This is a genomic window from Sorangium sp. So ce281 (assembly GCF_051527395.1).
Lineage (GTDB): Bacteria > Myxococcota_A > Polyangia > Polyangiales > Polyangiaceae > Sorangium > Sorangium cellulosum_B.
Map to the genome: position 1 here is coordinate 8,999,441 of NZ_CP150322.1, position 25,035 is coordinate 9,024,475.

Here is a 25,035-nt window from a genome sequence, read left to right on the forward strand (position 1 = left end):
GTCGATCCCCGCTGCGACGCGGCGACCCTACCATCGAGGCGCCCGCGCGGTCCCACCCCGCGCGCGGCGCCCTCGGCGCCCCGCCCGCTGTGCCTGCGGCCGCCGTTCTGCTACACGGCAACCCGTGCCCGACCTCATCGTCCACCCGGCGGAGCGGCCGCTCATCGGGAGCGTGCCGGTCCCTGCGGACAAGAGCATCGCCCACCGGGCGCTCCTCCTCGCCGCGCTCGCCACCGGGCAGAGCCGCATCCGGGGCGGGACGCTCGGCGGCGACGTCCTCTCGACCGTGGGCGCGCTGCGCGCCATGGGCGTCCTCGTCGAGGAGCCGTCGCCGGGCGACCTCGTCGTCCACGGCGCCGGGCTCTCCGGCCTCCGCGCCCCCGGCGGCCCCATCGACTGCGGCAACTCCGGCACCACGATGCGCCTGCTCGCGGGCATCCTCGTCGCCCAGCGCTTCGCCGCGCGGCTCGTCGGCGACCCGTCGCTCTCGCGCCGCCCCATGGATCGCGTCGCGAAGCCGCTCCGGCTCCGCGGCGGGCGCATCGAGGGGCAGCTCGATCCGCGCAAGATCGGCGAGATCACGGCGCCGCTCGACGTCGGGCCGCTCCCCGAGCCGCACGTGCTCTCGTCGATCGAGCACGAGCTCTCCGTCCCGTGCGACCAGGTGAAGAGCGCCCTCCTCCTCTCCGGCCTCTACGCCGACGGCCCGACGTTCGTGCGCGAGCCGCTCGTCTCGCGCGATCACACCGAGCGCATGCTCACCGCGCTCGGCGTGCCGATCGACTCGGTCGGCGCGATGGTCTGCCTCGACGCGGCCCGCTTCTCCGGCGCGCTCCCGGCGTTCGAGCTCGACGTGCCCGGCGACCTCTCCGCGGCCGCGTTCCTCATCGCCGCCGCGCAGATCGTGCCGGGGAGCCGCGTGACCGCGCGGCGCGTGGGCCTCAACCCGACGCGCACCGGGCTGCTCGAGGTGCTGCGCGACATGGATGACATGGACGGCAGCGTCGCCGTCGAGATCAAGGGCGAGGCCCTCGGCGAGCCCACCGGCGACGTCCACGTCGCGTCCGCCGCCTCCGGCGGCGGCCTCCGCGCCGGGCGCGCGGGCGGCGAGCTCGCGTCGCGCGCCATGGACGAGCTGCCGATCCTGCTCGGCCTCGGCGCGCGGGCGCGCGGCCTCACCGAGGTGTTCGACGCGCGGGAGCTGCGCGCGCAGGAGACCGACCGCATCGCGGCCATGGCGTCCGTGCTCGGCGCCTTCGGCCTTCGCTGCGAGGAGCGCACCGACGGGCTGCTCGTCGAGGGCAGGCCCGACCGGCCGCTCGACGCGGCCGACGTCGACAGCCGCGGCGATCACCGCATCGCGATGACGGCCGCCGTGCTCGGGCTCGCCGCGAGCGGGCCCACGCGCGTCCGCGACGCGGGCTGCATCGCGACCAGCTTTCCCCTCTTCGTCGGGACGCTGCGCGCCCTGGGCGCGCGCATCGAGGTCGAGGGCGCCCGCGCCGCGTGAGCGCGCGATCGGTGAGGCGATCCGGTGAGGAAGAGAGAGGAGGAGGAGCGCAGGTGACCGAACGACAACGACAGGACGACGCGCACCACCTCCCGGCCCGGGGCGAGCCCCGGCGGCTGCGCGTCGCGATCGACGGGCCGGCCGGCGCCGGCAAGGGCACGGTCGCGCGAGGGCTCGCCGAGCGGCTCGGCTACCTGCTCGTCGACACCGGCGCGATCTACCGCGCCGTCGCGCTCGCGGCCCGCCGCGCGAGCCTCACGTGGGAAGAGGAGGGCGAGATCGGCGCGCTCGCCGAGGATCTCGCGCGCGGCGGGCGCATCGCGCTGGAGCGGAGCCCGCACGGCCTGCCGCCCGACTCCTCCGCCCCCCCGCCCGCGAACGCCCCGGCCCAGTCGAGCCTGGGGGGCAGCGGCATGCGCGTGCTGCTCGACGGCGAGGACGTCTCCAGCGCGATCCGCGCGCCCGAGATCAGCCTCGGGGCGAGCCGGGTCTCGGCCATCCCCGCCGTGCGCAAGGCGCTGCTCGCGATGCAGCGGCAGGCCGGCGCGGGCGGCGGCGTGGTGCTCGAGGGGCGCGACATCGGCACCGTGGTGTTCCCGGACGCCGAGGTGAAGTTCTTCCTCACGGCGCCGGCCGAGATCCGCGCGAAGCGGCGGTACGACGAGCTCGTCGCGCGCGGCATGCCCGTCAGCTTCGAGGCGACGCTCTCCGACGTGCTCCGCCGCGACAAGGCCGACAGCGAGCGCGCCGTCGCGCCGCTCCGCAAGGCCGACGACGCGATCCTCGTCGACTCGGGGCACAGGAGCCCGCAGGAGATCATCGACGAGATGGCGACCCTCGTGGAGCTCCGTGCGCGCGGCGGCTGAGGTCCGCGCCGCCGCCGCCGCCGCCGCCCTGATGGCGCTCGGGCTCCCGGCGTGCGGGGACGCCGCGCCGCGGCTCGCGGGCGGCGGCCACCCCGCGCGCGCGGCGAGCCCGGCCGGCCCGCGCGTCGTCCGGCGCATCGAGCCGGCCGATCTGCTCCCGGCCGATCTCGATCTCGTCGTGCGCGTCGACGTCGCCCGCATGCGCGACGGCCTGGGCCAGGCGGCCTCGGACGAGCTCGCCCGGCGCGCGCTCGACGAGGTGCCCGACGAGGCGCTGGAGAGCGCGCTCCAGCGCGCCGACGTCGTCTGGCTCGGCCTGCGGCTCGCCGATCTCGAGGAGGGCGATCGCGTTGTCGTCCTCGAGGGCCGCATGGCCGGGCTCACGCCCGATCCCGGCCGCTGGGAGCCGGCGCCGGCGGCGCAGGACGGCGTCGCCGTCTTCGACCGCCGCGGCGGCGTCGCGGGATCGCGCGCCGACACGGCGCGGATCATCGCGCTCGGCGATCGCGCGGTCGCGCTCGTGTCGGCGGTCGAGGTGAGCAGCGTCGCGCGCCTCCTCCGCGACGGCCCCGACGCGCGCCGCGGCGACCCGGCCGCCGAGGGGCTCGTCAGCGTCGACCTGCGCGCGCGCCGGCTCCCCCCCTACCTCGCGCGGCGCTTCCCGTCGATCGGCGCGCTCGTCGCGGGCGTCGCGCGCGTCCGCGCCGTGGCGTCCCTCCACGACGAAGGGGTGCGCCTCGACGTGGAGCTCGTCGGCGTCGACGCGGCCGGCGCGGCGCGCGCCCGCCGGTTCCTCGAGGTGCTCCGCGACAACGTCGAGGAGGGTCGTCACGCAGATCTGATGAAGGAGCTCTCGATCGAGCAGGTGGAGAGCACCGTGCGGCTCCGCTGGCTCTTCCCCGCGCCCCTCGTGCTCGCCCTGCTGTCCGGGCGCTCCCCGGGCTAGTGCCTCGGGTGAGAGATCCTGTCAGGGATCGATGTCGCGGAGGGAGAAAGATTTCAACGCAAAGACGCCAAGACGGCACGGACTCAATCGACAAATTCCAGTGGCGGGCTTCGATCGCCCGCTCGTCCTGTAGGCCACCACGCGCCTGCCGAGCTCGGAAGCCTGGCGGCGGAGACGGGGGGAGCGGTGGCTGAGTCGGGGCGCATCACGTCGCCTGGCTGAGGCCCGTGGCGCGCCTGCTAGGCCGCGCGGCATGCGGCGCAGCAGACGCATCGAGGTCACATTTGAGCCCACGCACCGGTCGGCGGAGCAGCTGAAGCTGGCCTACGCCATCGTGGTGCCGCCGACCCGGCGCGAGGTGCGTTCGGAGGTCGACGCGCTGGCGCGGCGACAGCCGACTGAGGTGCCTCGAGCGCGTGGCAAGGGAGGGAAGGCTGCATGAAGAAGGTCGCGCTGTACGCGCGTGTTTCGTCGGATCGGCAGACCAAGCAGGCCACGGTCGACAGCCAGGTGGCGGCGCTGAAGGAGCGAGCCTTGGCCGATGGCCATCACGTCTTGCCGGCAGACGTGTACGTCGACGATGGGTGCAGCGGCGCAACGCTGATCAGGCCGGCGCTGGAGCGGCTTCGCGACCGCATCGCCGAGGGGGCGGTCGATCTGCTGTACGTCCACAGCCCCGACCGACTTGCGCGACGCTACGCCTACCAGGTGCTGCTGCTCGAAGAGTTCTCTGCACGCGGCGTCACGGTCGTGTTTCTGCAAGGCGCGTCCGGGGTGAACGCCGAGGACCAGCTGCTGGTTCAGGTCCAAGGGATGCTCGCCGAGTACGAGCGAGCGCGGCTCGCGGAGCGATGCCGTCGCGGGAAGCTGCACCGGGCCAGGCAAGGGATGGTCAACCCGCTGTCGACCGCTCCGTATGGCTACCGCTACGTGCGTCGCTCGGATGCCGAGTCGGCGCACTACGAGGTCGTGCGGTCGGAGGCGAACGTCGTGCGCGCCATCTTCGACGCCTTCGTGCACCAGCAGATGCCTCTGCAGGCGATCGCGCGCCGGCTCAACACGCAGCAGATCCCGACACCCAGGGGTGGCTGTTGGAGAGGGGCAAGGGTGTACGAGCTGCTCCGCAACCCGGCCTACATGGGACAAGCCGCCTACGGCAAGCGCGAGTCGGTTGAGTCGCGGCCGCTTCGACCTCGACGGAGCAAGCTCCGGATAGCGCGCGGTAGTGCGAGGACATTCCGGCGAAGACCGGCCGACCAGTGGATCTCGATCCCGGTGCCGCCGATCGTGTCGGCCGAGGTCTTTGCCGCCGCGGGCGAGCAGATGATGCGTAACAGGCAGCTGTCGCAGCGGCACGCGCGAGGGCAACGCTACTTGCTGCAGGGCCTCGTTGTCTGCGCGCGCTGTGGTTACGCCTTCTGCGGCCGATCGGTCTCGAAGCCGTCGAGCTCGGTCATCTACCGCTACTACTGCTGCAACAGTGTGCAAGCGGTGCGCGACGGAGCTGCGCGTGCTTGCAACAACCCCTCGGTACGCGCCGAGATGCTGGACGCGCAGGTCTGGGATTCGGTGCGGCAGGTGCTGCAAGAGCCCGAACGACTCGAAGAGGAGTGGCTGCGCCGCAGTGCCGACGACGGCGCCGCGACTGATGCGCAGCTCGAGCGCGCTCAAGCCGAGCGATGGGTCGTCCACCACCAGCGCAGCCTCAAACGGCTGCTGGATGCCTACGAGGCAGGCGCGATTTGCTTGGAGGAGCTGCGGCCGCGCGCCGAGCGCCTGCGCGAACAGATCCGAAGGGCAGAGCAGGCCGCCAAGGAAGCCGAGGACAGGCTCTCCCACAACGCGGTCCTGAGCGCCGTGGTCACGCGGCTGCAAGACTTCGCCGAGCGCGTTGGGCAGGGTCTGGAGCACCTCGATTGGCAGGGGCGCCGTCAGTTGATCCGAACCCTGGTGGCACGGGTGGAGATCGACGAGGAGCAGGCGACGGTCGTGTACCGGTTGCCCTCGTCTGGCGGACGTCCGGGTGGCGGCCACCTGGATCCGAGCGTGCCGTCCAGCTCATCGGCCGGGTCCCCGGGTTGTCGATTGAGTCCGTGGCGTCAAGGCGCAAAGGCGCAAAGGCGCAAACCTGCATAAAATCTGTTCTTTTTTGCGTCTTTGCGACTTTGCGTCTTTGCGTTGAAATCTCTCCCCAGATCGCTGGCCGGACTTCTGGCGGGCGGAACTAGCCGATGCCTGACACCCTGATCGAAGAACCGATCCGACCGACCGTGACCGACGACCTCGCCGCGCCCGCGCCGGCGCCCGAGGGCGACCCCGCCCCCGCGGACGCGCGCCCCGCGCCGCCCGGCGAAGCCGCCCCGCGGCGCCCGGGCCGCCCCCGCGGGGCCGCGTGCCTCGTGCTGGCGATCGCGCTCGCCGCGTTGCTCGCCGGCGCGGCGCTCGGCGTCTACCTCCTGTTCTGGCGCTATGTGCCGACGGCCCGGCAGCACATCCCGGGCGACGCGAACATCGTGATCCGCCTCGAGACCGCCGACCTCGCGCTCTTCGGCCCCGTGCGCCGGCACTTCCTCCCGCTGCTCGACGACGCGCCCCAGACCGCGTCGCGGAAGGCGCGCATCGAGGCGGCCACCGGCCTCGATCTGCCGACGGATCTGCGCGAGATCGTCGTCGCGTCGACCGACGCCACGAGCTGGGTCGCGCTCGCGGGCGGGCGCATCCCGAAGGGCCGCTTCGTCGCCGGCATGGAGAAGGTCGCCCGCGACGAGGGCTGGACCGGCGTCCGCCGCGAGGGCGAGCTCCTCCTCCTCGGGCCGCGCGCCGTGCTCGGCCAGGCCGACGACGGCACGCTCGTCCTCGGCACGGACGTCGAGATCGTGAAGGCCGCGCTGCCCGCGTCGCCCGACGCAGACGAGTGGCGGCGCCTCGATCTGCCCGAGCAGGGCGCCGTCACCTTCGCGCTCACCAGCGCCGCGTGGTCCGGCGCCTCGGCCTCGGTCTCCGGCGTGCTGCCGCGGGCCGGAGCGCTGTTCCGCCGCATCGACCACGCCTCGGGCGCGCTCGCCCTCGGCGCGGAGCCCGAGCTCTCGATGCGCCTCGCGCCCGCTGCGGGCGAGGCCGCCGCGGCGCTCGCCCCGGACACCCAGGCGTTCCTCGGCAGCCTCAAGCTCGCGCTCGCGCTGCTCCCCGACGTCGCCGGCGCGGGCGCCGCGCTCGAGGGAGCCCAGGCCCTCGCGCAGGGAGAGCTCGTCGAGATCCGGACGAAATGGCCCCACGAGGGCCTCGATCGCGCCTGCGCAGAGCTCGCACACCGCGCCCGCGCCGCGCGCGACGCGCTCAACGTCCGCGGCGTCGACGCGCGCGCGCCGGGCGGCGCGCCCTGAGATCACGCTGCTTTGGGCGGGCGGGCACATCCTTCCCAGCAAAACGGACCGGACCCACAAAAACCTCCAGTGGCTCGGTCGTTGCATTGACAGAGGCGCCTCCTCAGACTACAGGCTCGCCTCTCCCGAGGGGCCCGGGTGCATCGGTACGCGTGTGCCTGCCCCTCCGCCGCTCGTGCGTGGCACCTAGGGTCCACGCCTGCGCCCGCGCGGCGAATCCCAGGGAAGGAAAGGAAACAAGAACGAACAACATGACTAGTAACATCCACATGGAGGCAGGCTCGTCCGGGGCGAGCATGGAGAGCTTTGCCGCGCTCTTCGAACAGAGCGTGGAAGGGGGCGATTTCGCGCGTGAAGGAGAGATCATCTCCGGCACCGTGGTCGCAGTGAACCGCGACTCCGTCGTGGTCGACATCGGCGGCAAGAGCGAGGGCGTGATCGCGCTCCGCGAGTTCGCGGACGCCGCGGGCCAGAGCGCCGTCAAGGCGGGCGACAAGGTCGACGTCTACATCGAGAGCCGCGAGAACGACGACGGCCTCGTGACCTTGTCGAAGGAGAAGGCCGACAAGATGAAGGTCTGGGATGAGATCTCGAACGCCTGCGAGGCGGACGAGCTCATCGAGGGCACGATCAGCCAGCGCGTGAAGGGCGGCCTCTCGGTCACCATCCGCGGCGGCGTGAAGGCCTTCCTCCCGGGCTCTCAGGTCGATCTCCGCCCGATCCGCAACTTGGACAAGCTGATCGGCCAGACCTACAAGTTCAAGGTCATCAAGTTCAACAAGAAGCGCGGCAACATCGTGCTCTCGCGGCGCGTGCTCCTGGAGCGCGAGCGCGACGAGATGAAGGCCAAGACGCTCGAGACGTTGACGGAAGGGATGACCGTCAAGGGGACCATCAAGAACATCACCGAGTACGGCGCGTTCGTCGACCTCGGCGGGATCGATGGCCTCCTGCACATCACGGACATGTCGTGGGGCCGCGTGAACCACCCGAGCGAGGTGTTCCAGGTCGGCGACGAGGTCCTCGTGAAGGTCCTCAAGTACAACGCCGACACCGAGCGCGTCTCCCTGGGCCTCAAGCAGACCCAGGAGGACCCCTGGAACCACGCCGAGGAGGCGTACCCGGCGGGCAAGAAGGTCCGCGGCAAGGTCATGTCGATCACCGACTACGGCGCGTTCGTCGAGCTGGAGCCGGGCGTCGAGGGCCTCATCCACGTCAGCGAGATGAGCTGGACCAAGAAGGTCAAGCACCCGTCGAAGCTGCTCGAGGTGGGCCAGGAGCTCGAGTGCCAGGTGCTCGAGGTGGACGCGCGCGCGAAGCGCATCAGCCTCGGCCTCAAGCAGCTGGAGCCCGATCCGTGGATGCTGTTCACGGACAAGTACCACCCCGGCGACAAGATCGCGGGCAAGGTCCGGTCGCTCACCGATTACGGCGTCTTCGTCGGGATCGAGGAGGGCGTCGACGGCATGGTCCACAAGAGCGATCTCTCGTGGTCGGTGCGCGTCAACAACCCGAGCGACCTCTACCACAAGGGCGATGACGTCGAGGCGATCATCCTCTCGATCAACCACGACGAGAAGAAGGTCTCCCTCGGCATCAAGCAGCTCTGGGACGACCCGTGGCCGAGCATGCTGACGGAGTACCCGCCCGGCCGCGTCCTCGACGACGCCCAGGTGGTGAGCATCGTCGACTACGGCGTGTTCGTGCGGCTGCGCGAGGGCGTCGAGGGCCTGATCTCCCAGGGCGACGTGCAGGAGCCCGAGGAAGGCAAGCTCAAGGTCGGCGACAAGGTGAAGGCCGAGATCTCGTCGCTCGACACGGTCGATCGCCGGCTCTTCCTGACGATGAAGAACATCGGCATGGAGCGCCCCGCCCCGGTCCGGCAGCAGCAGCAGAAGCGCAAGGACGACGACGACAAGCCGGTGGCCGGGACGATCGGTGATCTCATCAAAGAGAAGTTCGGCACCAAGCTGGACCTGAAGTGACGCGGATCGGCGCGCGGCGTCGCTGACGCTGCCGCGCGCCAGGCGCTCACCCGCCGCACCTCAGGTGCGGCGGGCCGAGGGCGCCCCGGTGCCCTCGGCTCGCCGTGTGGACCCGATGTCGACGAGAGGCGAGGCCCTCCCCAGGGCCTCGCCTCTTGCTTTTTCCGCGAGGCCGCGGACGATGCCGCGATGAGAGGCCTCCTCGCGCGCCCCGCCCTCGGGGCGCCCGTCCTCGCCGCCCTGGCGCTCAGCGCTCTTCCTGCCCGCGCCGACGGCCCCCGCGCCGCGGCCGCTCCCGCTGCCCGCGCCGGCGGCCCCCGCATCACGGCCGCTCCCGTTGCCCGCGGCGGCGGCCCCCGCGCCTCGGCCGCTCCCTGGGTGGGGTCCCCGGCGCAGCCGCTCGGGCGCGCCTACGCCCCGCTCCGCGCCGCCGACCCGTGGTTCGGCGATGACAAGATGCGCCATTTTTGCGCGTCAATCGCCCTCGCCGGCGGCGGGTATGCGCTCGGCGCGCTCGCGACCAACGACCTCCGCCAGCGGCTCGCGCTCGGCGCCGCGGTCGCGCTCGGCGCCGGGCTGGCGAAGGAGGTCTACGATGCCGCCGGGCACGGCACCCCCTCGGTCCGCGACGTCGTCTGGGACGCGCTCGGCACCTCCGTCGGGCTTGGCCTCTCGCTCTGGTTCGATCTCGCGGCCACGCCGATCCAGTTCTGAGCCCGCATCGGCGGCGCGGCGGAACGCGAGGCGCGCCTGCGCGGCGACTGCGAGCGCGGCGTGCCGACGAGCGAGCGGTGGTCCCGCGCGCGTTGCCGCCGTGCTAGCGTCTCCGCGACATGGGCAACCCCCTGTGGGCGCCCTGGCGCATCGAGTACATCCTTGCGCCGAAGGGCCAGGCCGACTGCATCTTCTGCGGCATCCCCCGCGCATCCGAGCAAGAACAGCGCGACCGGCTGGTCGTGGCGACGACCCGCCGCGCGTTCGTCATGCTCAACCGCTACCCGTTCGCGTCGGGCCACCTCCTCATCGTCCCGCACGCGCACGTCGCCTCGCTCGACGCGCTCGATCCAGCCGATCACGAGGCCCTCTTCCGCCTCGTGCGCGAGTCGACGACCCGCCTGCGCGCCGCGCTCAAGTGCGAGGGCATGAACGTCGGGATCAACCTTGGCACCGCGGCGGGCGCCGGCATCGCCGAGCACCTGCACGTCCACATCGTCCCGCGCTGGCCAGGCGACACCAACTTCATGCCGGTGCTCGCCGACGCCCGCGTCGTCCCGCAGGCGCTCGAGGCGACGCGGGACCACCTGCTCGGCTTCTTCGCCGACCTCCCCGCGTCGCTCGTCGACGAGGGCCCCCACGGCCGGGCCGCGCGCGGCGAGGCGCTGTGAGCGAAGGCCCGTCGCAGCGCACCGTGTTCCTGACGGTCAGCGCCGTCCTCACGGCGGCGCTGCTCATCGTCTCCCACGCGGTGCTGCTCCCGTTCGTGCTCGCGCTCGTGGTCGCCTACGTGCTCACGCCGGCGGTCCTCCGGCTCGAGCGCGCGCGCGTCCCGCGGTGGGCGGCGATCCTCGTCGTCTACGCGCTCGTGCTCTCCGGGATCGCGGGCTTCTTCGCCCTCAGCGTCCCGCGCCTCATCGCCGAGGGGAAGGCGCTCACCGTCGAGGCCCCGCGCCTCGCCGCGCGCCTGCGCGAGGAGTACCTGCCCGCGCTCGACGCGCGGCTCAACCGCTGGTCGGGCCGCGAGCCCGAGGCGCCGCCGCCGGCGATCGCGCCCGACCACGAGCCCGATCAGGGCGCGCGGGCGCCTGGCTCCATCGAGGCCCCTGGCGGCGAGGAGGGCGTCGAGCGCCCGCCGATCCGCGTCTTGCCCGGGCCGGACGGCGCGTTCGACGTGCAGATCGCCGACGACGTCGAGGTCCGCGAGACGCGCGACGGCGTCTGGCAGATCACGCAGGCGCGCCCGAGGCACCGCGGGCTCTCCAGCGCGAACATGCTCCAGGAGGGCTACGAGAAGGGGGCCACCTACCTGAAGGAGAACTCGCTCGCGGTCCTCCGGATCGGGCAGGCCATCGCGACGGCCATCTCGCGCGGCATCTTCAACCTCTTCATGACGTTGATGCTCGCCGGCTACATCATCCTGACGCACGAGAAGATCCTGCGCTTCTTCCGCGAGCTCTGGCACCCGACCTCGCGCGACTCGTTCGATCGGTTCCTGCGCCGGCTCGACCGGGGGCTCTCCGGCGTCGTCCGCGGGCAGCTCCTGATCTGCCTCGTCAACGGCGTCCTCTCCGCGATCGGCTTCTGGCTCTTCGACCTCAAGTACTGGCCGATCCTCTCCGTCCTCGCGGCGGTGATGTCGCTGATCCCGATCTTCGGCTCGATCCTGAGCTCGATCCCCGCGGTCCTCATCGGCCTCACGCAGTCGTTCGGCACGGCGGTCGGCGTGCTCGCGTGGATCGTGGGCATCCACCAGCTCGAGGCGAACTTCCTGAACCCGAAGATCATCGGCGACGCGGCGAAGATCCACCCGGTCCTCGTGGTGCTCGCGCTGCTCGTCGGCGAGCACTTCTTCCAGATCACCGGCGCGCTCTTCGCGGTGCCCTGCCTCTCGCTCGCGCAGACGATCTTCCTCCACTTCCGCGAGTCGACGCTGGGCCTCGCCGATCCGACGGCCACGATCCCGCCGCAGCGCGGCGTCCCGATCATCGCCCCCGCGATCGAGCCGCTCCCGCCGCTGCGCGGCTTCGAGCCCGCCCGCCCGGCCTCCACGCCCGTCCCCGCCCCCGAGCCCGAAGGCGAGCCCAGCGCCCGCAGCAGCGGCCCCGACACGGCCGCGAGCTAGCCCTCCACCGCCCGAGCCCCCTCCCGGGGCCGATCGGCCCGTCCGTCCGCCTCCGCTGGCCGCTCCCCCGCAAGCCGGCTATGAGACCCCGCGCCCCGCGCAGGAAATCAGCTCCACGACCTCGATGAAGACCCCCGGCAAACCCACCCCGAAGAAGCAGAGCCCCAAGCAGCAGCGCGAGCAGGCCATCGCCGCCCTCCGCAGCGGAAAGCCCCCCGCCGACCCGCTCTCCCAGCTGAACCCGCGCTCGCTCGCCATCCGCGTCGGCATCCCGGCGCTCATCGTCTGGGCCATCGCCCTGGCCATCCCGGGGGTCTGGCCGAAGGCGGTCGCCGGCGTCCTGACGGTCATCGTCAGCGGCGTCATCGTGTGGGCGCTGCGCTTCGCGACCCGGACGCGCGCCGTCGCGAAGATCGTGCAGACCGCCGACTCCGCCGAGGCCCGCAAGGACGCGATCGCCAAGCTCGACACGGAGTTCAAGAAGGACGACGCGGCCGCGACGTTCGCGAAGGCGCAGCTCCAGATGCAGGAGGACCCGCGGGCCGCGCTCCGGACGCTGGAGACCATCAACCTCGACAAGGTGATGGCCCCGATGGCCGACGAGGCGCGCGCCCAGCGCGGCATGATCCACCTCATCCTGAGCGAGACGGACGAGGCGCGGGCGCTCGTCGACAAGATCGACATGACCCGCCACAAGGAGCCGAGGATCCGCGCCATGATGGCCGCCATCGTCGGCGAGGCGTGGGCCCGGACCGGCCAGGCCGGGAAGGCGGTCGAGCTGCTCGAGACCTTCGATCCGAGCGACGAGGCGTTCGCCGAGCTCAAGCCGCAGCTGCTCCGCTCGCGCGCGTTCGCGTACGCGTGGGCGAACAACACGAAGCAGATGAAGACCACGCTGCGGAGCCTGAGCGCGCTCAACCCGCAGTACCTGAGCGGCTTCGTCACGAAGAAGAAGAGCCCCATGGGCGTCCCGCCGCGCGGCGTCCACCCGATGCTCGAGAAGGAGGCGTTCGAGATGCTGATGCGCTCGGGCGCCATCCCTCGCAAGATGCAGCAGGTGCGGCGCGGCTGACGCTCGCCGGGCAGGCGAGCGGCCGAGACCGTGCTTCATCGAGGCGCGGCGCCCGATCGTCCAGGGCGTCGAGGCGCCGCGTCGCCGAGCCCGCCCGCCGAGCGCGGCCCCTTGACGCGCGGCGCGGCGAGCGGCTCAGATGCGCGCCCTGATGAGAGGAACCGCGCTGCTCTACAGCTCCCATAACCGCTGCAACTTCATCCACGACCACTACATCGCGCAGCGGGCGCTCTCGGGGCGGGACAACAAGCGCATCCTGTTCCTGCCGATGTCCGAGGCGCCCCGCGACGGCAACGAGCGCGAGCGGCAGGAGTTCGCGTACGGCAACTTCAGCTGGTTCTTCCGGTTCTACGAGCGCTTCGGCCTCGAGCACGTGCCGTTCTACTGGAGCAGCGATCTGCGCAGGGAGGACGTCGACGTCCTCTGGCGCTACCTCGCGTCGTCCGAGGTGGTGATCCTCGGCGGCGGCTACAGCACGACGGGGCTCTGGCGCTACAAGCAGCTCGGCGCGATGTTCGACGGAGAGCCCGGCAAGTTCGGGCGCCTCCTGCACGAGCGCCGGCAGCGGGGCCTGCTCACCGTCGGGTTCTCCGCCGGGGCCGACCAGCTCTGCCAGCACCTCTTCCGCCGGGTGTGGGACAGCCCTGGCGACAACGACGCGTTCGGCCTCGCGCGCGACACGCTGGTCACGCTCCACCACGAGCCGAGCCGCAACGGCGATCTCTGGCACGCGGCGCGGCGCATGCCCCGCTGCTTCGTCTTCGGGCTCCCGAACGACTCCGGGGTCCAGGTGGACTGGGGAGTGCTCCCGTCCGGCAACATCTGGCAGGTCTACGAGCTCATCATCGACACCTCGTGGGGCGATCCCTCCGACGCGCTCCACGTCAAGACGCGGCAGGGCGCGCTCATCGATCACTTCGACCACACGGGCCGCCACTGGGCCTTCCACGGCGGCGACCACGTCGTGCGCGTCACGTCGCAGGACGGCCGCTTCGACCGGGCGTGGATGACGGCCGGCGGCCTTCTCCTCGATTACTGGACGCGCGAGCCCGCCGCCCACGGCTCGATTGACGACCTCCTCGCCAGCCACTGATCGCGCGCCCCCCTGCGCAGCCGCGCTCCGCTGTGGACGCGCGCTCCCGGCGTGGCCGGGGCCGCGCGCCGCCCGCGTGGCCGCGGGCGCGCCCCCGGCATTGACGCCAGGAAGGTGGCGCGGCATCGAAGAGGACGAGGCCCGCCATGCCGCCCCGCCCCTGCGTGTTCTGCAGCATCGCCCGGGGCGAAACGCCGGCCCACGTCGTGCTCGACGAGCCGGAGGTCATGGCGTTCCTGGATCACCACCCGCTCTTCCCCGGCCACTGCCTGCTCATCCCGCGCGCCCATCATCAGGTGCTCACCGACGTCCCGGCGTCGCTCGTCGGTCCGCTCTTCGCGGCCGCGCAGCGCCTCGCGCGCGCTGTCGAGTCCGCATGCTCGGCGGATGGTTCCTTCGTCGCCATCAACAACCGCATCAGTCAGAGCGTCCCCCACGTGCACATCCACGTGGTCCCGCGCCGTCAGAGGGACGGTCTCAAGGGCTTCTTCTGGCCTCGTTATAAATATGCGAGTGAGCACGAGATGCGCGGCTTCCGCGACGCCATCGTGACGGCATTGACAGCAGGTTGAATTCTGTCGCTGGTACGGGTATCTGGACGTGGCGCCGTGCTGACTCAGGCGCGAGACGTCCGTCCCAGATCGGGACATTCTGCCACACACGGTCTGCACCTCGTTGTGTCTTGCGACGAACCGAGACCGCTGCCAGGTTAGGGAATAGACAGGGCGCTTCCCTGGTTCCCGCGGCCGACAGCCTCTCACTCCTCGAACGATGCTGGCTCTCCGGTCATTTTTCCCTCGGATCGCGCTGCTCTTCATGCTGATCCTCGCCCCCGCTGCGCTGGGACGGGCGAATATCAGCATCATTGAAGCCGGCAAGTCCGATGTTTCGGGATCGTTTCGTACCGGGGCCAGCGAGAACGACGCGGGGGGCCTCGAGGCCTTGCAGCCGCAGCTCCGCGACGGGGCGCATCGTTCGATCGCCTCGCGACCGGCGCCGCGCGCCGGCGCGGCGCCGCCGCGCGCCGTTCTCGTCGCCGACCTCCGGCCTGTCCGCGTCCCGTCCCCCGTCCCCCACCCTCCCCTCCGTCGTCCTCCACCACGTTTCCTGAACTGACAGGCTAGCTCCGTGGCCGAGGCCGCTCGCGGTCCGGCTCGGAGTCGCTGGAAGTGGAGGTGTTCATGACGATCGCCGCGCCGTATCGGCGCGGTCAACGAGAGGGTTTATTCCATGCAGAAGCTCGCGGACGGATTGCACAAGTTCCATGCCGAGGTGTGCGCCACACATCAAGACCTCTTTCGCAATCTGGCGAGGGGTCAGCGGCCCGAGGCGCTGTTCATCACGTGCTCGGACAGCCGGATCAATCCGAACCTCATCACGCAGACCCAGCCGGGTGACGTCTTCATCGTGCGCAACGTCGGCAACATCGTGCCGCCGTACGGCGCCAGCAACGGCAGCGAGTCCGCCGCGATCGAGTTCGCGGTCGCGCACCTAGGGATCAAGCACATCATCGTCTGCGGCCACACGCACTGCGGCGCGATGCGCGGGCTGCTCGATCTCGGGGGCCTCGACGAGCTGCCGGCGGTCAAAGGGTGGCTCCAGCACGCGGAGCTGACGCGCCGCCTGGTGCAGGAGAACTACCCGCACATCGAGGGGGAGGATCGGCTGACGATCACGGTGGAGGAGAACGTGCTCGCCCAGCTCGAGAACCTCCGGACGCACCCGACGATCCGCGCGCGGCTCGCGCGCGGCGATCTCTCTCTTTACGCCTGGGTCTTCAAGATCGAGACCGGACAGGTCTTTCAATTCGAGGCTTCGACCGGCCAGTTCGGGCCGATCGGTGACGCTGTGCCCCCATCGGCGCTGCCGGAGTCGGCGGTCTACCGCCGGGCCGTCTGAGCGCCTGTTCGTCGCCGATCCACGTCTTAACTCGAATCGAGAGGGCCCGTCCGATGCAGCTTCCGAATCCCATCCATGCAGGCGCCGGGGTGAATCCCGCCGGCGCCGTGACGCTTAGCTCCGAGAGCCCGGGTGCGAGCCCGGAGTCGCCGCCCGCGGAGAGCGCGCCGCCGCTCGACCCGCGCCTCACCGCGAACCTCAAGTACGACATCCCCGCCGGCCTCGTCGTCTTCCTCGTCGCCCTGCCGCTCTGCCTGGGCATCGCGCTCGCGTCGGGGGCCCCGCTCCTCTCCGGCATCGTGGCCGGCATCGTGGGCGGGCTCGTCATCCCGTTCGTGAGCCGCTCTCAGCTCAGCGTGAGCGGCCCGGCGGCGGGGCTCGCCGCCATCGTGCTGGCGGGCATCGCCAGCCTGCAGAGCTTCCAGGCCTTCGCGATGGCGGTGGTGATCGGCGGCGTCCTGCAGCTCGGGCTCGGCGTGCTGAGGGCCGGCGCCATCAGCCATTTCTTCCCCTCCTCGGTCATCAAGGGGATGCTCGCGGCCATCGGGGTCCTGCTCATCCTGAAGCAGGTCCCCCACGCGGTCGGCTTCGACAAGGACAACTTCGCCTCCGAGTCGTTCAAGGCCGACGGCGGCAACACCTTCACGATCATCGGCCAGGCGGCGCAGGCCATCGAGTGGGGCGCGTTCCTCATCAGCGCCGTCTGCCTCGCCATCCTGGTCGGGTGGGAGAAATCGCGCTTCGCGAAGATCTCCTGGCTCCCCGCGCCCCTCATCGCCGTGCTCGTCGCGACGCTCGGCAACGAGCTGTTCAAGGCGGCGATCCCGTCGCTCGCCCTCGAGCAGAGGCACCTCGTGACGCTGCCCACGGGCGACCTGGTCAGCGCGCTCCAGTTCCCCGACTGGTCGGCGATCCTGCGGCCCGAGGTGTGGGTGCTGGGCGTGACGCTCGCGATCGTGGCCAGCCTCGAGACGCTGCTCAACCTGGAGGCCGTGGATCGGATCGATCCGTGGCACCGCAAGTCGCCGCCGAACCGGGAGCTCGTCGCGCAGGGCCTCGCCAACGTGCTCTCCGGGTTCGCCGGCGGTCTCCCTGTCACGTCGGTCATCGTCCGCAGCAGCGCCAACACGAACGCCGGCGCGCGGACGCGGGTCTCCGCCTTCGCGCACGGCGCGCTCCTGCTGCTCGCGGTGGTCTTCGCGGCGGGGCTGCTCTCGCGCATCCCGCTCGCGTGCCTCGCGACGATCCTGCTCGTGACCGGCTACAAGCTGGCGAAGCCCAAGATCTTCGCCGAGATGCGCCAGCTCGGCTGGAACCACTTCATCCCGTTCGTGGTGACGATCGTGGCCATCGTGCTGACCGATCTCCTGAAGGGCATCGCCATCGGCCTCGCGGTCGGCGTCCTCTTCGTGCTGAGGACCCAGATGTCCCGCGTCTTCGACGTGATCCACGAGGGGGCTCGCGTGACCATCCGGTTCAACAAGGCGGCCTACTTCTTCACCCAGGGCAACCTCGTCACGCTGCTCGAGCGGCTGCCGAGCGACACCCACGTGGTCGTGGACGCCCAGGGGGTGTCGTACATCGACCACGACGTCGCGGAGCTGATCCGGCGCTTCCAGCAGTCCGCGCACCGGCGAAATATCCACGTGGAGCTGCGCGGCTTCTAGAGCGACGCGTTTCGCGGTCGAGGCAGCGCACAGCCGCCGCGCGACGATGGCGGCTAATTTGGCCCGCCAAGCCACCTGGAGCGAAGCTGGTGGGATGCGCGCTGCTCTCGATCGGGCTGGGACGACGGGCGAGGTTCAACTCCACCGGTCGCCGGGTTGAACGTGGTCGCTCGATTCATCGGCAGGGCGCCCTCGAGCTCCCCTCGCGAAGAGGAAGGCGGGGGCGCCGGGCTCGCGTACGCGGGGGGGGCGCCGCTCGCGCCACGGCTCGACGAGATCCGACGGAGACCGCTCTTCTCGCTCCAGGGGTACAGCGGGCTGCACCGATCGTGCGGAGACGTGTACTTCCCGGCGTCGGTCGAGGAGCTGAGGGTGCTGTTCCGCATGGCGAAGCGGACAGGGCGCAGGATCACGTTCCGCGCCGGAGGCCAGTCGTTCGACGGCCAGGCGCTGAACGACGACATCGTGATCTCGATGCACCACTTTCGATCCATCGAGATCGACACGCAGGGAGCGCGGATGACCGTGGGCGCCGGCGCGACCTGGGGAGCCATCGCCCGCGCGCTCGCCGCCCGCGGCCTCGTGCCCTACACGGTCGTCTCGACGAGCCACGCCACCGCGGGAGGCACGGTCTCGGGGGACTGTCTCTCGCGCTTCTCGGGCATCGCCAGCAAAGAGGGACACTACGTCGAGCGGCTCTCCCTCCTCTGCCTCGACGGACAGCTGCTCTCCCTCAGCCGCGATGAGGCGACGAGCGCGCTGTTCCACGCGGTGATCGGCGGGCTCGGCTACCTCGGCGCGGTGATCGATGTCACCTACCGCGTCGCGCGCGTCGCCCCGGCAGGGACGCCGATCCGGGTCGTCACCCAGGCGACGCGCTGCGCCTCGCTCGAGGAGCTCGCGACGGAGCTCCTGCCGCGCGCGGAGCAGCTCCCGCACGCCGAGGGAGGCACCGCAGACGAGGACGGGTGGATCCCGGAGGCGCTCTTCTCCATCGCCTTCCACACCCTGGAGGGGAGCAGGAGCATGGTCCTCCGGTCGCGGTACGTCCCGGGGACCTCGCACGAGCTCCGCCCGCTGCTGATCCATCGCCCCCGGCACGTTCTCCGCGTCCCGATCGAGTGGCTGATGCGCGCCTCCGTGGTGAGCCGGGGCCTCTGGACGCTCATCGACCGCTTCTTCTTCGATGTCTCACGCCCGTACGTCGATGAGCTCATGGGCTACCTGTTCTTCATGGACGGCAACGTCCGCGCGAAGCGCATCGCGCAGACCCTCGGGATGCCCATGCTCACGGTACAGCAAGCGTTCATGATTCCCTACGACCCGGGCGCCAAGGAGGACAGCCTGCGCCGGCTCGTCGATTTCCTGGGCAAGGTGGATGAGATCGCGACCCGAGACGGCATACCGCCGCTCCTGTTCGACGTGCTCCACATCCAGGGCGACCAGTTCCTCCTCTCGGCGAACCACGGGACCGACGGGTTCGCCGTGACGCTCGCGTTCGAGGCCTCGGAGGAGGAGAGCGCCCACCGGATCGGCCTCCGCCTCAGCGAGCTCAGCGCGCGCGCGCTCGAGCTCGGCGGCCGCGTCTACCTGGTGAAGAACGTCCACGCGACAGCGGAGCACCTCGAGGCGATGTACGCGCACGCGCTCCCGGAGTTCGTCCGCCTGAAGCGGCTCGTCGATCCCGACGGGCTCCTGCGCAACGAGTTCCTCGAGCGGGTGTTCCCCGCGCACTTCGGCGCGGCGCCACGGCCCGCCAGCCCGTGAGCACGGCGCGCCGGGGGACGGACACCCTCCCTGCTTTCCGGTGAGTTCAAGGCCCGAGGACGCCGCTCGGGCTCGCGAGAGGCGGAATTGCGAGGGCGCAGCGAGAGAGAGAAGAACGCTCTCCGCGCCCGCCTCGCCGCGGTCTGCGCGGCGCGCCGAACAACGGCCCGGACAGCGGCGGGGAATCGGTGGTTGGGATCTTGCACCTCCCGACGTGAGCGACGTGAGCGACGCGAGCACGCGTGAGGATGCGTGAGGATGCGTGAGGACGCGCGGCGAACGCGCGGAGGACGCCGGGGCCATGCATGGCAGTCAACAGCGGGATCAGCCCCTCCGTGCGCGCGGCGCGTACGGGTGGGCTCGACGCCTCTCAGGGGTGCTCACCCCGCTCGTCCCGCTGGCGGTCGGCGCGTGCCGCGGCGACTGCCCGCGCGTCGAGGCCTCGCAGCAGCGCGTCGAGGCCTCGCAGCAGCGCGCCGAGGACACGCAGCAACACGCCGGCGCGCCGGCGAGCCCGGCGGCGACCGCAAGGCCAGAGAAGCGCGACGACCGGTCGAGCCGCGCGCCGACAGCCACCTCCGTCCCGGCGCCGTGGCTGCTCACCATCCAGCCGACCACCGGGGAGGGCGCGAGGATCGCGAGCATGGATATCCGCAGCTTCACGTCCCCGCTCCTGGAGCCGGGCGACGTCATCCTCGCGGTCGACGGGCGGCCGGTCCACTCGCTGGCAGGCCTCGAGGACGACCTGCGCGCCCGCGTGCCCGGCGACATGGTGGTGCTCACCGTGCTCCGCAACGAGACCACGATCGACTACGCGATGCTCCAGGTGCCGGCCGGCGACGCTCCGGCGCCCCCGTCGGCCACGGCGACCAGGTCGAGAGGCGGCGGCTGACCGCCTCGCGTCCGCCCGCGGACCCGGCCCGGCGCGTGTTCGTCAGGGCGGCGGCGCGGGCTCGACGACGAGCGCCTCGATGCGCGCCGCGAGCGCCTCGATGTCCCCGTCCGTCGTCTGCGGGTGCATGAGGACGGGGCGCAGCGACGACTCGCCGCGCAGCGTGGTTCGCGTGATGTAGAAGCTCCCCTCCTCCTTCATCGCGTCCGCGCTCCTCGCCCTCCGCCGGGCGCCTTGTCGCCGCCTCGCCTGCCGCTCAGGAACGCGAACGCCTCGTCGACCTGCTCGTCGGTCATCGCGTGCCCGGCGCGCGGCTTGCCGAGCGACCTCGACGGCCACTTCAGCCTGCGGAGCATCTTCGCGAGCGCCACCTGGTCCTTGTGCGCCGGGTCCTTCCCGCCCCAGCCGACGAAGACCGGCGCGCGCAGCTTCGTCTGCGCGCCCGCGCGCTGCAGGTAGCGCGCGCCCGATCCGCCTGCGAACGCCGCGTAGCCGTCGACCGGCAGCCGCCCGCGCATCGCCAGCGACGCCGCGTAGTACGCCCCGTTCGAGAAGCCGAACACGAGCACCCGCTCGAAGCGCGCGCCCGCGCGCCGCTCCAGCTCCGCGCGCGCCGCGTCCCACTCGGCGAGCAGGGCGTCCTCGTGGGCCGTCTGCGCGGCGGAGGCGGTGGGCCAGCACCACCAGTCTTCCATGGTCTTCGGACCGATCCCGCGCCGGCCGCGCGGCATGATCACCGCGGCCCCGTGCCGGGCGCCGGCCCGCGCCGCGCCCCGCTGCTGCGCCCACTGCCACCCGGAATCGGGGTGGACGACGCCGTGCAGGAAGATCACGAGCACCCGGGGGCCAGGCGCCTCCCTGGCCGGCAGGAAGGCGCACACCTCGCCGGGCAGCAACGCGAGCTCCGGCGCACACCAGCGGGCCGCCGCCGGGTCCTGCGGGGACGCGGGCGCGCTCGCCAGGGGCGCTGCCGCAGGAGGAGCGCTCGCCGCGGGCGCGGACGCAGGGGGCGGGCTGGTCCCGTCGCCTTTGGCCGAGGCGGGTGCGCCCGCGGCCAGGAGCGCGGCCAGGGGCAGCACCGTCACGAGCGAGCGCATGGGCGCGCAGTACCATGTCCGCGCTTCCGCCGGGAATACCCCTCGCCGCCTCTCTTTCCCGTCTTTCTTTGCCCCGCGTCCTGGCGTCGGGCGCTCGCCGCCGGCGGTGGGTTCGGCGCGGGCCGCGCGGCGTCAGAGCCGCACCTCGATGCCCGCGCCGGACGCGCTCAGCCACGGCGTCACGGAGCCCGCCTTGGTCGTGCTCGGCGCGGGCTCCTTCAGCAGCAGGTAGAGCCCGACGCCCACGGTGGCGACGCCGGCCACGCCGAGGACGTCGCCGGCGATCCCCTTGGCCCGCGCGGCGCCCGCGTCCGCGCCCGTGCTCGAGCGCGCGTCGCCTGCCTGTTTCAGGCCCGAGAGCCCGAGGATGGCTCCGCCGGCGAAGAGCGCGCCGCCCGCGCCCAGGACGACGAGCGGGAGCGTCCGGCTCGACGATGCATCGGCAGCGCCTGCCACGGGAGGCAGAGCGCCCCCGGCAGCCGAGGCTCGCCTCGTCTCGGTCGTGGCTCGCGCCAGGGCGATCGGGACCTCGACCGAGCTGCCCGCGCCGACGCTGAACCGGGCGACCGCAGCGCGGAACCCCGGAGCGCTCGCCGCGATCTCGTGAGCGCCCGGGTCCAGCTCGATGACCTGACCAGGGGCCGCGCTCAGCGGCCTCCCGTCCATGGTCAGCGCCAGCCCGCCGATCTCGGCGGGCCTGACGGCGATCGTCGCCCGGCCGATGCGTCCTTCGAGCGCTGCGACCGCCTCGCGCGCCGGCCCGACGTAGGGAGAGGTCGCCGGCGTCGGCGGCTCGGCCAGGAACGCGCGAAAGCTGGCGAGCGCCGCGACGAGGTGCCCGGTCTCCTTCTGCGCGACGCCGAGGCTGTAGCGCGTGAGGGGAGCCGCCTTGATCTGGAACGATCGGGCGTAGAGCGCGCGCGCCTCCTCCCAGCGCCCCTGCTTGGCCAGCTTGGCCCCCTGGACGAACAGCACGCGCGCGGACTCCACATCGCCCGCGCCCTGCGCCGACGCGGGGAGCGGGACCTCGGCCATGAGCAAGGCCGCGGCGAGCGCGACGCCGAGGCGCGCGGAGCGCGGTGCGGGGCGCGCGCTCATGAGCACTCTCCTCGCCGGCACTTCGTACCGGCGGGGCATCGATTGCCACAGGTGCCGCAATGAGCGTCGTTGTTCCACAGGTTGGTCTCGCAATGATGCGCCACGTCCCCGTCACAATCGGCGTAATGGCCATTGCAGGTCGTCTCGGTGTCTGCGTCGCTGCTCGCTGCAGCGCCGCCCGCGCCGCCCGCGCCGCCCGCGCCGCTCCAGCCGCTCGCGCCCTCGCCGCCCGCGCCGCTGCCGCCAGCGCCGCCTCCGCTGCCCTCGCCGCCCGCGCCGCTGCCGCCAGCGCCGCCTCCGCTGCCCTCGCCGCCCGCGCCGCTGCCGCCAGCGCCGCCTCCGCTGCCCTCGCCTGCACTGCTGCTCGCGCCAGGGCCGCTACCGCCGCTAGCGCCAGCGGCGCTCCCGTCGCTCGCACCAGCGCCGCTTCCGCTGCCCTCGCCTGCACTGCTGCTCGCGCCAGGGCCGCTCCCGCTGCTCGGACCAGCGCCGCTCCCACTGCTCGGGACAGGGCCGCTTCCGCTGCTCGGACCAGCGCCGCTCCCGCTGCTCGGACCAGGGCCGCTCCCGCTGCTCGGGCCAGGGCCGCTCCCGCTGCTCGGACCAGCGCCGCTTCCGCTGCTCGGACCAGCGCCGCTCCCGCTGCTCGCTCCTGCGCCGCTTCCGCTGCTCGCTCCTGCGCCGCTTCCGCTGCTCGCGCTCCCGTCGCCACCGCTGCCCACGGTGGTCCTGCTCGTGCTCGCGCCGCTGCTCCCGATGAGGTCGCCCCCGCCACGCCCGCCGCCAACCTGGTCGTCGAGCCCTCCAGCGCCCTCTGTTTCGTCGGCCTTGTCGGACAGCTCCTCGCTGATCAGAGCGGAGCAGCCTCCCGGCCCGAGCGCCGCCGCAGCGAGCGTGACCAGGAGGAGCAGCAGATCGCCAGAACCACGAAGGGAACGGTGCTTCACCCCGGGAGTGCGCATGACACCTCAGAAGTCGGGCGCCGCCGGCAGCGGCATGGACGTGGAGGCAGGCCGTGGACGCGGCGACGCAGCTCGCTGAGCGCGCGGCTCGGCCACCGGAGCGCGCGGCGCGCTCCGTTGGCCGGCCGGCTCGGCCACCGGAGCGCGCGGCTCCGCGGGCGCCGGCAAGAGCTCATCCCATGGATCGCCCGGCTCCTCCCGCGGATCGCTCCGCTCGCCCCGCTCGGCAGGCGCGCTGTCCGCCGCCACACCCCTCACGGCCGCCTCGGAAGCAGCCGCGCGCCGCGCGCCGGCATCCGGGGGCGCGACGCCGATGGAGGACGCAGCCGACGCCGTCCTCCGCAGCGCTTCCGACGCGCCCAGGGCGACGGCAGGAGCAGCCGCCACGACCGCCGGCCGAGCGGTGCCCGCGCTCGCGCTCCCACCCCGCGCGCCCAGCCCCAGGACGACCACCAGAGGCGCGGCGAAGGCGAGGACCCCGGCGACGAGCGCCTTCTGGAGCCACGGCGAGGCCGTGAGCCCGAGCCGAGCTCCGCGCCACGCCTCGGGCATCTTGATGGTGCCGCCCCGGCGCGCGACGGGCGTGGCCGCCGGTGCCCGCAGCGCGCCCGGCGCCTCCCGCGCGCCGGCCGGGCGCTGCGCCGCCACCTCCGCCCCGGAGGCCGCGCCCGCAGGCGCCGCGATCGGAGCCGCCTCCTCCGCCGCGAGCGGCGGCTCGGCCCCTCGCGCGAGCCACTGGTGAGCGAGCGACGTGCCCGCCACATCCGCCGTCACCCCGCGCTCGACCGCCCAGGCGGCCAGGGCGCGGCCGAGCGCGCGCATGCTGGGCCATCGATCGGCCGGCGACTTGGCCAGCCCGCGCCGGAGGATCGCCCACAGCGCCTCGTCGCCGGCGCCGAGCTCCGTCGTCGGCACCGGCTCCTTGCTGAAGATCGCCACGATCACCGCGCTCAGCGTCTCCCCGCTGAACGGCCGCCGCCCGGTGATCATCTCGTACATCACCACGCTGAACGCCCAGACGTCGGTCTGCTCCCCGACGTCCAGCTGGCCGTCGGCCTGCTCCGGCGACATGTACTCCGGGCTGCCGACGATCGTCCCTCGCTGGGTGATCGCAGGGCTCGGCGCGTTGGCGAGCTTGGCGATGCCGAAGTCGACGACCTTCGGGACGTGGCCGCCCGCGCCGTCGGGCACGATGAGGATGTTGGCAGGCTTGATGTCGCGATGGACGATGCGCTGCGCGTGGGCCGTCGCGAGCGCGCACGCGACCGGCAAGAGCACCTGGACCGCCTGCTCCGCCGGCACCCGGCCCCTCGCCTCCAGCCAGCTCGAGAGCGGCGTGCCCTCGAGCAGCTCCATCACCAGGAACGGCTCGCCCGCGTCGGTCTCGCCGAAATCGAACACGCGCACGATCGCCGGATGGCCGAGCTTCGCCGTCGCGCGCGCCTCCCGGAGCAACCGCTCGGCGGCGTGGGCGTCGAGCTGCTCCTCGTGGAGCACCTTGATCGCCACGTCGACGTCGAGCCAAAGGCTGCGCGCACGCCACACCGTGCCCATGCCCCCTGCGCCCAGCCGGCCCACGATCTGGTACTTGCCCGCGAGGACCTCGCCCACGGCGCGCTCCCGCTGCGATCCACGGACGCTCGACGAGACGCCGCCCGTGCTCTCATCGCCTCTCCTGGCGAGCGCGAGCCATCCGCTCTGGCCGGGGACATGGTGCTCGTCCATCATGGGTCGCCCTCCTGGAAAGCAAGCGGCGAACCAGGAGCCGTCTCCTCACCTCCGCCGGCGCCAGCGCGAACCCCCAGCCCACGTCCTGCCGCGCACGCAGCGTCCGGCGAGCTCGACGCTCGCCCGCGCGCCCTCGGGACGAGACGACAAGACGAGCACGGATTCCCCTTTCCGGCGGGGAATCGACCGCGCGCATCGGTCACGCTGAGGCAATTTGCACCAAGGCATTGC

The 25,035-nt window shown here is 72.4% G+C and carries 22 protein-coding genes; 17 read left to right on the forward strand and 5 right to left on the reverse strand.

Going from position 1 to position 25,035, the window contains the following annotated elements; genetic code table 11:
- Window positions 1-124 precede the first annotated feature (124 nt).
- The 17 genes from aroA (at window position 125) to WMF27_RS34190 (ending at window position 19,919) form a co-directional block, all read left to right on the forward strand.
- Window positions 125-1,510 (forward strand): 3-phosphoshikimate 1-carboxyvinyltransferase, encoded by a 1,386-nt coding sequence (gene aroA / locus WMF27_RS34110; RefSeq protein WP_437764691.1) that lies wholly within the window; start codon window positions 125-127, stop codon window positions 1,508-1,510.
- A 53-nt stretch (window positions 1,511-1,563) separates the two neighbouring features.
- Window positions 1,564-2,376: a (d)CMP kinase gene (cmk, locus tag WMF27_RS34115; protein WP_437764690.1), complete on the forward strand. Its 813-nt coding sequence runs from the start codon at window positions 1,564-1,566 to the stop codon at window positions 2,374-2,376.
- On the forward strand, window positions 2,360-3,322 hold the full coding sequence (locus WMF27_RS34120; protein WP_437764689.1) for a hypothetical protein: 963 nt from the start codon (window positions 2,360-2,362) through the stop codon (window positions 3,320-3,322). The genes cmk and WMF27_RS34120 overlap by 17 nt, the downstream gene beginning before the upstream one ends.
- Window positions 3,323-3,760: 438 nt before the next feature.
- Entirely contained in the window at window positions 3,761-5,458 is a 1,698-nt protein-coding gene (locus tag WMF27_RS34125) for a recombinase family protein (RefSeq protein WP_437764688.1), read from the forward strand.
- A gap of 95 nt (window positions 5,459-5,553) precedes the next feature.
- Complete coding sequence (locus WMF27_RS34130) at window positions 5,554-6,705, forward strand: hypothetical protein (RefSeq protein WP_437764687.1); 1,152 nt, start codon at window positions 5,554-5,556, stop codon at window positions 6,703-6,705.
- Window positions 6,588-8,690 carry a 30S ribosomal protein S1 gene (locus tag WMF27_RS34135; RefSeq protein WP_437764686.1) on the forward strand — a complete coding sequence of 701 codons (2,103 nt, stop codon included), beginning with the start codon at window positions 6,588-6,590 and terminating at the stop codon, window positions 8,688-8,690. The genes WMF27_RS34130 and WMF27_RS34135 overlap by 118 nt, the downstream gene beginning before the upstream one ends.
- A gap of 189 nt (window positions 8,691-8,879) precedes the next feature.
- On the forward strand, window positions 8,880-9,404 hold the full coding sequence (locus tag WMF27_RS34140; RefSeq protein ID WP_437764685.1) for a hypothetical protein: 525 nt from the start codon (window positions 8,880-8,882) through the stop codon (window positions 9,402-9,404).
- Between the two features lie 119 nt (window positions 9,405-9,523).
- The gene (locus WMF27_RS34145; protein WP_437764684.1) at window positions 9,524-10,075 is read left to right on the forward strand and encodes an HIT family protein; all 552 of its coding nucleotides are present in this window, start codon (window positions 9,524-9,526) and stop codon (window positions 10,073-10,075) included.
- Window positions 10,072-11,529, forward strand: coding sequence for an AI-2E family transporter (locus WMF27_RS34150; RefSeq protein WP_437764683.1), 1,458 nt, complete (start codon window positions 10,072-10,074; stop codon window positions 11,527-11,529). Before WMF27_RS34145 ends, WMF27_RS34150 begins: the two co-directional genes overlap by 4 nt.
- 124 nt (window positions 11,530-11,653) lie before the next feature.
- A complete protein-coding gene (locus WMF27_RS34155) occupies window positions 11,654-12,601 on the forward strand; it encodes a hypothetical protein (protein WP_437764682.1) in 948 nt (315 codons plus the stop codon).
- A 151-nt stretch (window positions 12,602-12,752) separates the two neighbouring features.
- Complete coding sequence (locus WMF27_RS34160; protein WP_437764681.1) at window positions 12,753-13,694, forward strand: hypothetical protein; 942 nt, start codon at window positions 12,753-12,755, stop codon at window positions 13,692-13,694.
- 146 nt (window positions 13,695-13,840) lie between these two features.
- Window positions 13,841-14,266 (forward strand): HIT family protein, encoded by a 426-nt coding sequence (locus WMF27_RS34165; protein WP_437764680.1) that lies wholly within the window; start codon window positions 13,841-13,843, stop codon window positions 14,264-14,266.
- Window positions 14,267-14,510: 244 nt separating this feature from the next.
- Complete coding sequence (locus WMF27_RS34170; RefSeq protein WP_437943261.1) at window positions 14,511-14,810, forward strand: hypothetical protein; 300 nt, start codon at window positions 14,511-14,513, stop codon at window positions 14,808-14,810.
- A 114-nt stretch (window positions 14,811-14,924) separates the two neighbouring features.
- Entirely contained in the window at window positions 14,925-15,593 is a 669-nt protein-coding gene (locus WMF27_RS34175; protein ID WP_437764679.1) for a carbonic anhydrase, read from the forward strand.
- 107 nt (window positions 15,594-15,700) lie between these two features.
- Window positions 15,701-17,260 carry a SulP family inorganic anion transporter gene (locus WMF27_RS34180; RefSeq protein ID WP_437764678.1) on the forward strand — a complete coding sequence of 520 codons (1,560 nt, stop codon included), beginning with the start codon at window positions 15,701-15,703 and terminating at the stop codon, window positions 17,258-17,260.
- A 162-nt stretch (window positions 17,261-17,422) separates the two neighbouring features.
- Window positions 17,423-19,027, forward strand: a complete 1,605-nt coding sequence (locus WMF27_RS34185; protein WP_437764677.1) for an FAD-binding oxidoreductase — start codon at window positions 17,423-17,425, stop codon at window positions 19,025-19,027.
- A gap of 301 nt (window positions 19,028-19,328) precedes the next feature.
- Window positions 19,329-19,919: a PDZ domain-containing protein gene (locus tag WMF27_RS34190; RefSeq protein ID WP_437943262.1), complete on the forward strand. Its 591-nt coding sequence runs from the start codon at window positions 19,329-19,331 to the stop codon at window positions 19,917-19,919.
- 42 nt (window positions 19,920-19,961) lie between these two features.
- Here the strand turns inward: WMF27_RS34190 and WMF27_RS34195 are convergent, their stop codons facing one another.
- The 5 genes from WMF27_RS34195 to WMF27_RS34215 all read right to left on the reverse strand — a co-directional run bounded on the left by WMF27_RS34195 (window position 19,962) and on the right by WMF27_RS34215 (window position 24,804).
- On the reverse strand, window positions 19,962-20,120 hold the full coding sequence (locus tag WMF27_RS34195) for a hypothetical protein (RefSeq protein WP_437764675.1): 159 nt from the start codon (window positions 20,118-20,120) through the stop codon (window positions 19,962-19,964).
- Window positions 20,117-21,016 (reverse strand): alpha/beta hydrolase, encoded by a 900-nt coding sequence (locus tag WMF27_RS34200; RefSeq protein ID WP_437764674.1) that lies wholly within the window; start codon window positions 21,014-21,016, stop codon window positions 20,117-20,119. The genes WMF27_RS34195 and WMF27_RS34200 overlap by 4 nt, the downstream gene beginning before the upstream one ends.
- Before the next feature lie 132 nt (window positions 21,017-21,148).
- The gene (locus tag WMF27_RS34205) at window positions 21,149-22,114 is read right to left on the reverse strand and encodes a hypothetical protein (RefSeq protein WP_437764673.1); all 966 of its coding nucleotides are present in this window, start codon (window positions 22,112-22,114) and stop codon (window positions 21,149-21,151) included.
- Window positions 22,111-23,076: a hypothetical protein gene (locus tag WMF27_RS34210; RefSeq protein ID WP_437764672.1), complete on the reverse strand. Its 966-nt coding sequence runs from the start codon at window positions 23,074-23,076 to the stop codon at window positions 22,111-22,113. Before WMF27_RS34210 ends, WMF27_RS34205 begins: the two co-directional genes overlap by 4 nt.
- Before the next feature lie 6 nt (window positions 23,077-23,082).
- On the reverse strand, window positions 23,083-24,804 hold the full coding sequence (locus WMF27_RS34215; protein ID WP_437764671.1) for a protein kinase domain-containing protein: 1,722 nt from the start codon (window positions 24,802-24,804) through the stop codon (window positions 23,083-23,085).
- Window positions 24,805-25,035: the final 231 nt, after the last annotated feature.

What these genes read in the sequence shown, in the direction of transcription:
- WMF27_RS34125 (WP_437764688.1), top strand. Translation starts at nt 3,761, where the DNA reads ATGAAGAAGGTCGCGCTGTACGCGCGTGTTTCGTCGGATCGGCAGACC.
- WMF27_RS34130 (WP_437764687.1), top strand. Translation starts at nt 5,554, where the DNA reads ATGCCTGACACCCTGATCGAAGAACCGATCCGACCGACCGTGACCGAC.
- WMF27_RS34135 (WP_437764686.1), top strand. Translation starts at nt 6,588, where the DNA reads ATGGCCCCACGAGGGCCTCGATCGCGCCTGCGCAGAGCTCGCACACCG.
- WMF27_RS34140 (WP_437764685.1), top strand. Translation starts at nt 8,880, where the DNA reads ATGAGAGGCCTCCTCGCGCGCCCCGCCCTCGGGGCGCCCGTCCTCGCC.
- WMF27_RS34145 (WP_437764684.1), top strand. Translation starts at nt 9,524, where the DNA reads ATGGGCAACCCCCTGTGGGCGCCCTGGCGCATCGAGTACATCCTTGCG.
- WMF27_RS34155 (WP_437764682.1), top strand. Translation starts at nt 11,654, where the DNA reads ATGAAGACCCCCGGCAAACCCACCCCGAAGAAGCAGAGCCCCAAGCAG.
- WMF27_RS34160 (WP_437764681.1), top strand. Translation starts at nt 12,753, where the DNA reads ATGAGAGGAACCGCGCTGCTCTACAGCTCCCATAACCGCTGCAACTTC.
- WMF27_RS34165 (WP_437764680.1), top strand. Translation starts at nt 13,841, where the DNA reads ATGCCGCCCCGCCCCTGCGTGTTCTGCAGCATCGCCCGGGGCGAAACG.
- WMF27_RS34170 (WP_437943261.1), top strand. Translation starts at nt 14,511, where the DNA reads ATGCTGATCCTCGCCCCCGCTGCGCTGGGACGGGCGAATATCAGCATC.
- WMF27_RS34175 (WP_437764679.1), top strand. Translation starts at nt 14,925, where the DNA reads ATGCAGAAGCTCGCGGACGGATTGCACAAGTTCCATGCCGAGGTGTGC.
- WMF27_RS34190 (WP_437943262.1), top strand. Translation starts at nt 19,329, where the DNA reads ATGCATGGCAGTCAACAGCGGGATCAGCCCCTCCGTGCGCGCGGCGCG.
- WMF27_RS34195 (WP_437764675.1), bottom strand. Translation starts at nt 20,120, where the DNA reads ATGAAGGAGGAGGGGAGCTTCTACATCACGCGAACCACGCTGCGCGGC.
- WMF27_RS34200 (WP_437764674.1), bottom strand. Translation starts at nt 21,016, where the DNA reads ATGCGCTCGCTCGTGACGGTGCTGCCCCTGGCCGCGCTCCTGGCCGCG.
- WMF27_RS34205 (WP_437764673.1), bottom strand. Translation starts at nt 22,114, where the DNA reads ATGAGCGCGCGCCCCGCACCGCGCTCCGCGCGCCTCGGCGTCGCGCTC.
- WMF27_RS34210 (WP_437764672.1), bottom strand. Translation starts at nt 23,076, where the DNA reads ATGCGCACTCCCGGGGTGAAGCACCGTTCCCTTCGTGGTTCTGGCGAT.
- WMF27_RS34215 (WP_437764671.1), bottom strand. Translation starts at nt 24,804, where the DNA reads ATGATGGACGAGCACCATGTCCCCGGCCAGAGCGGATGGCTCGCGCTC.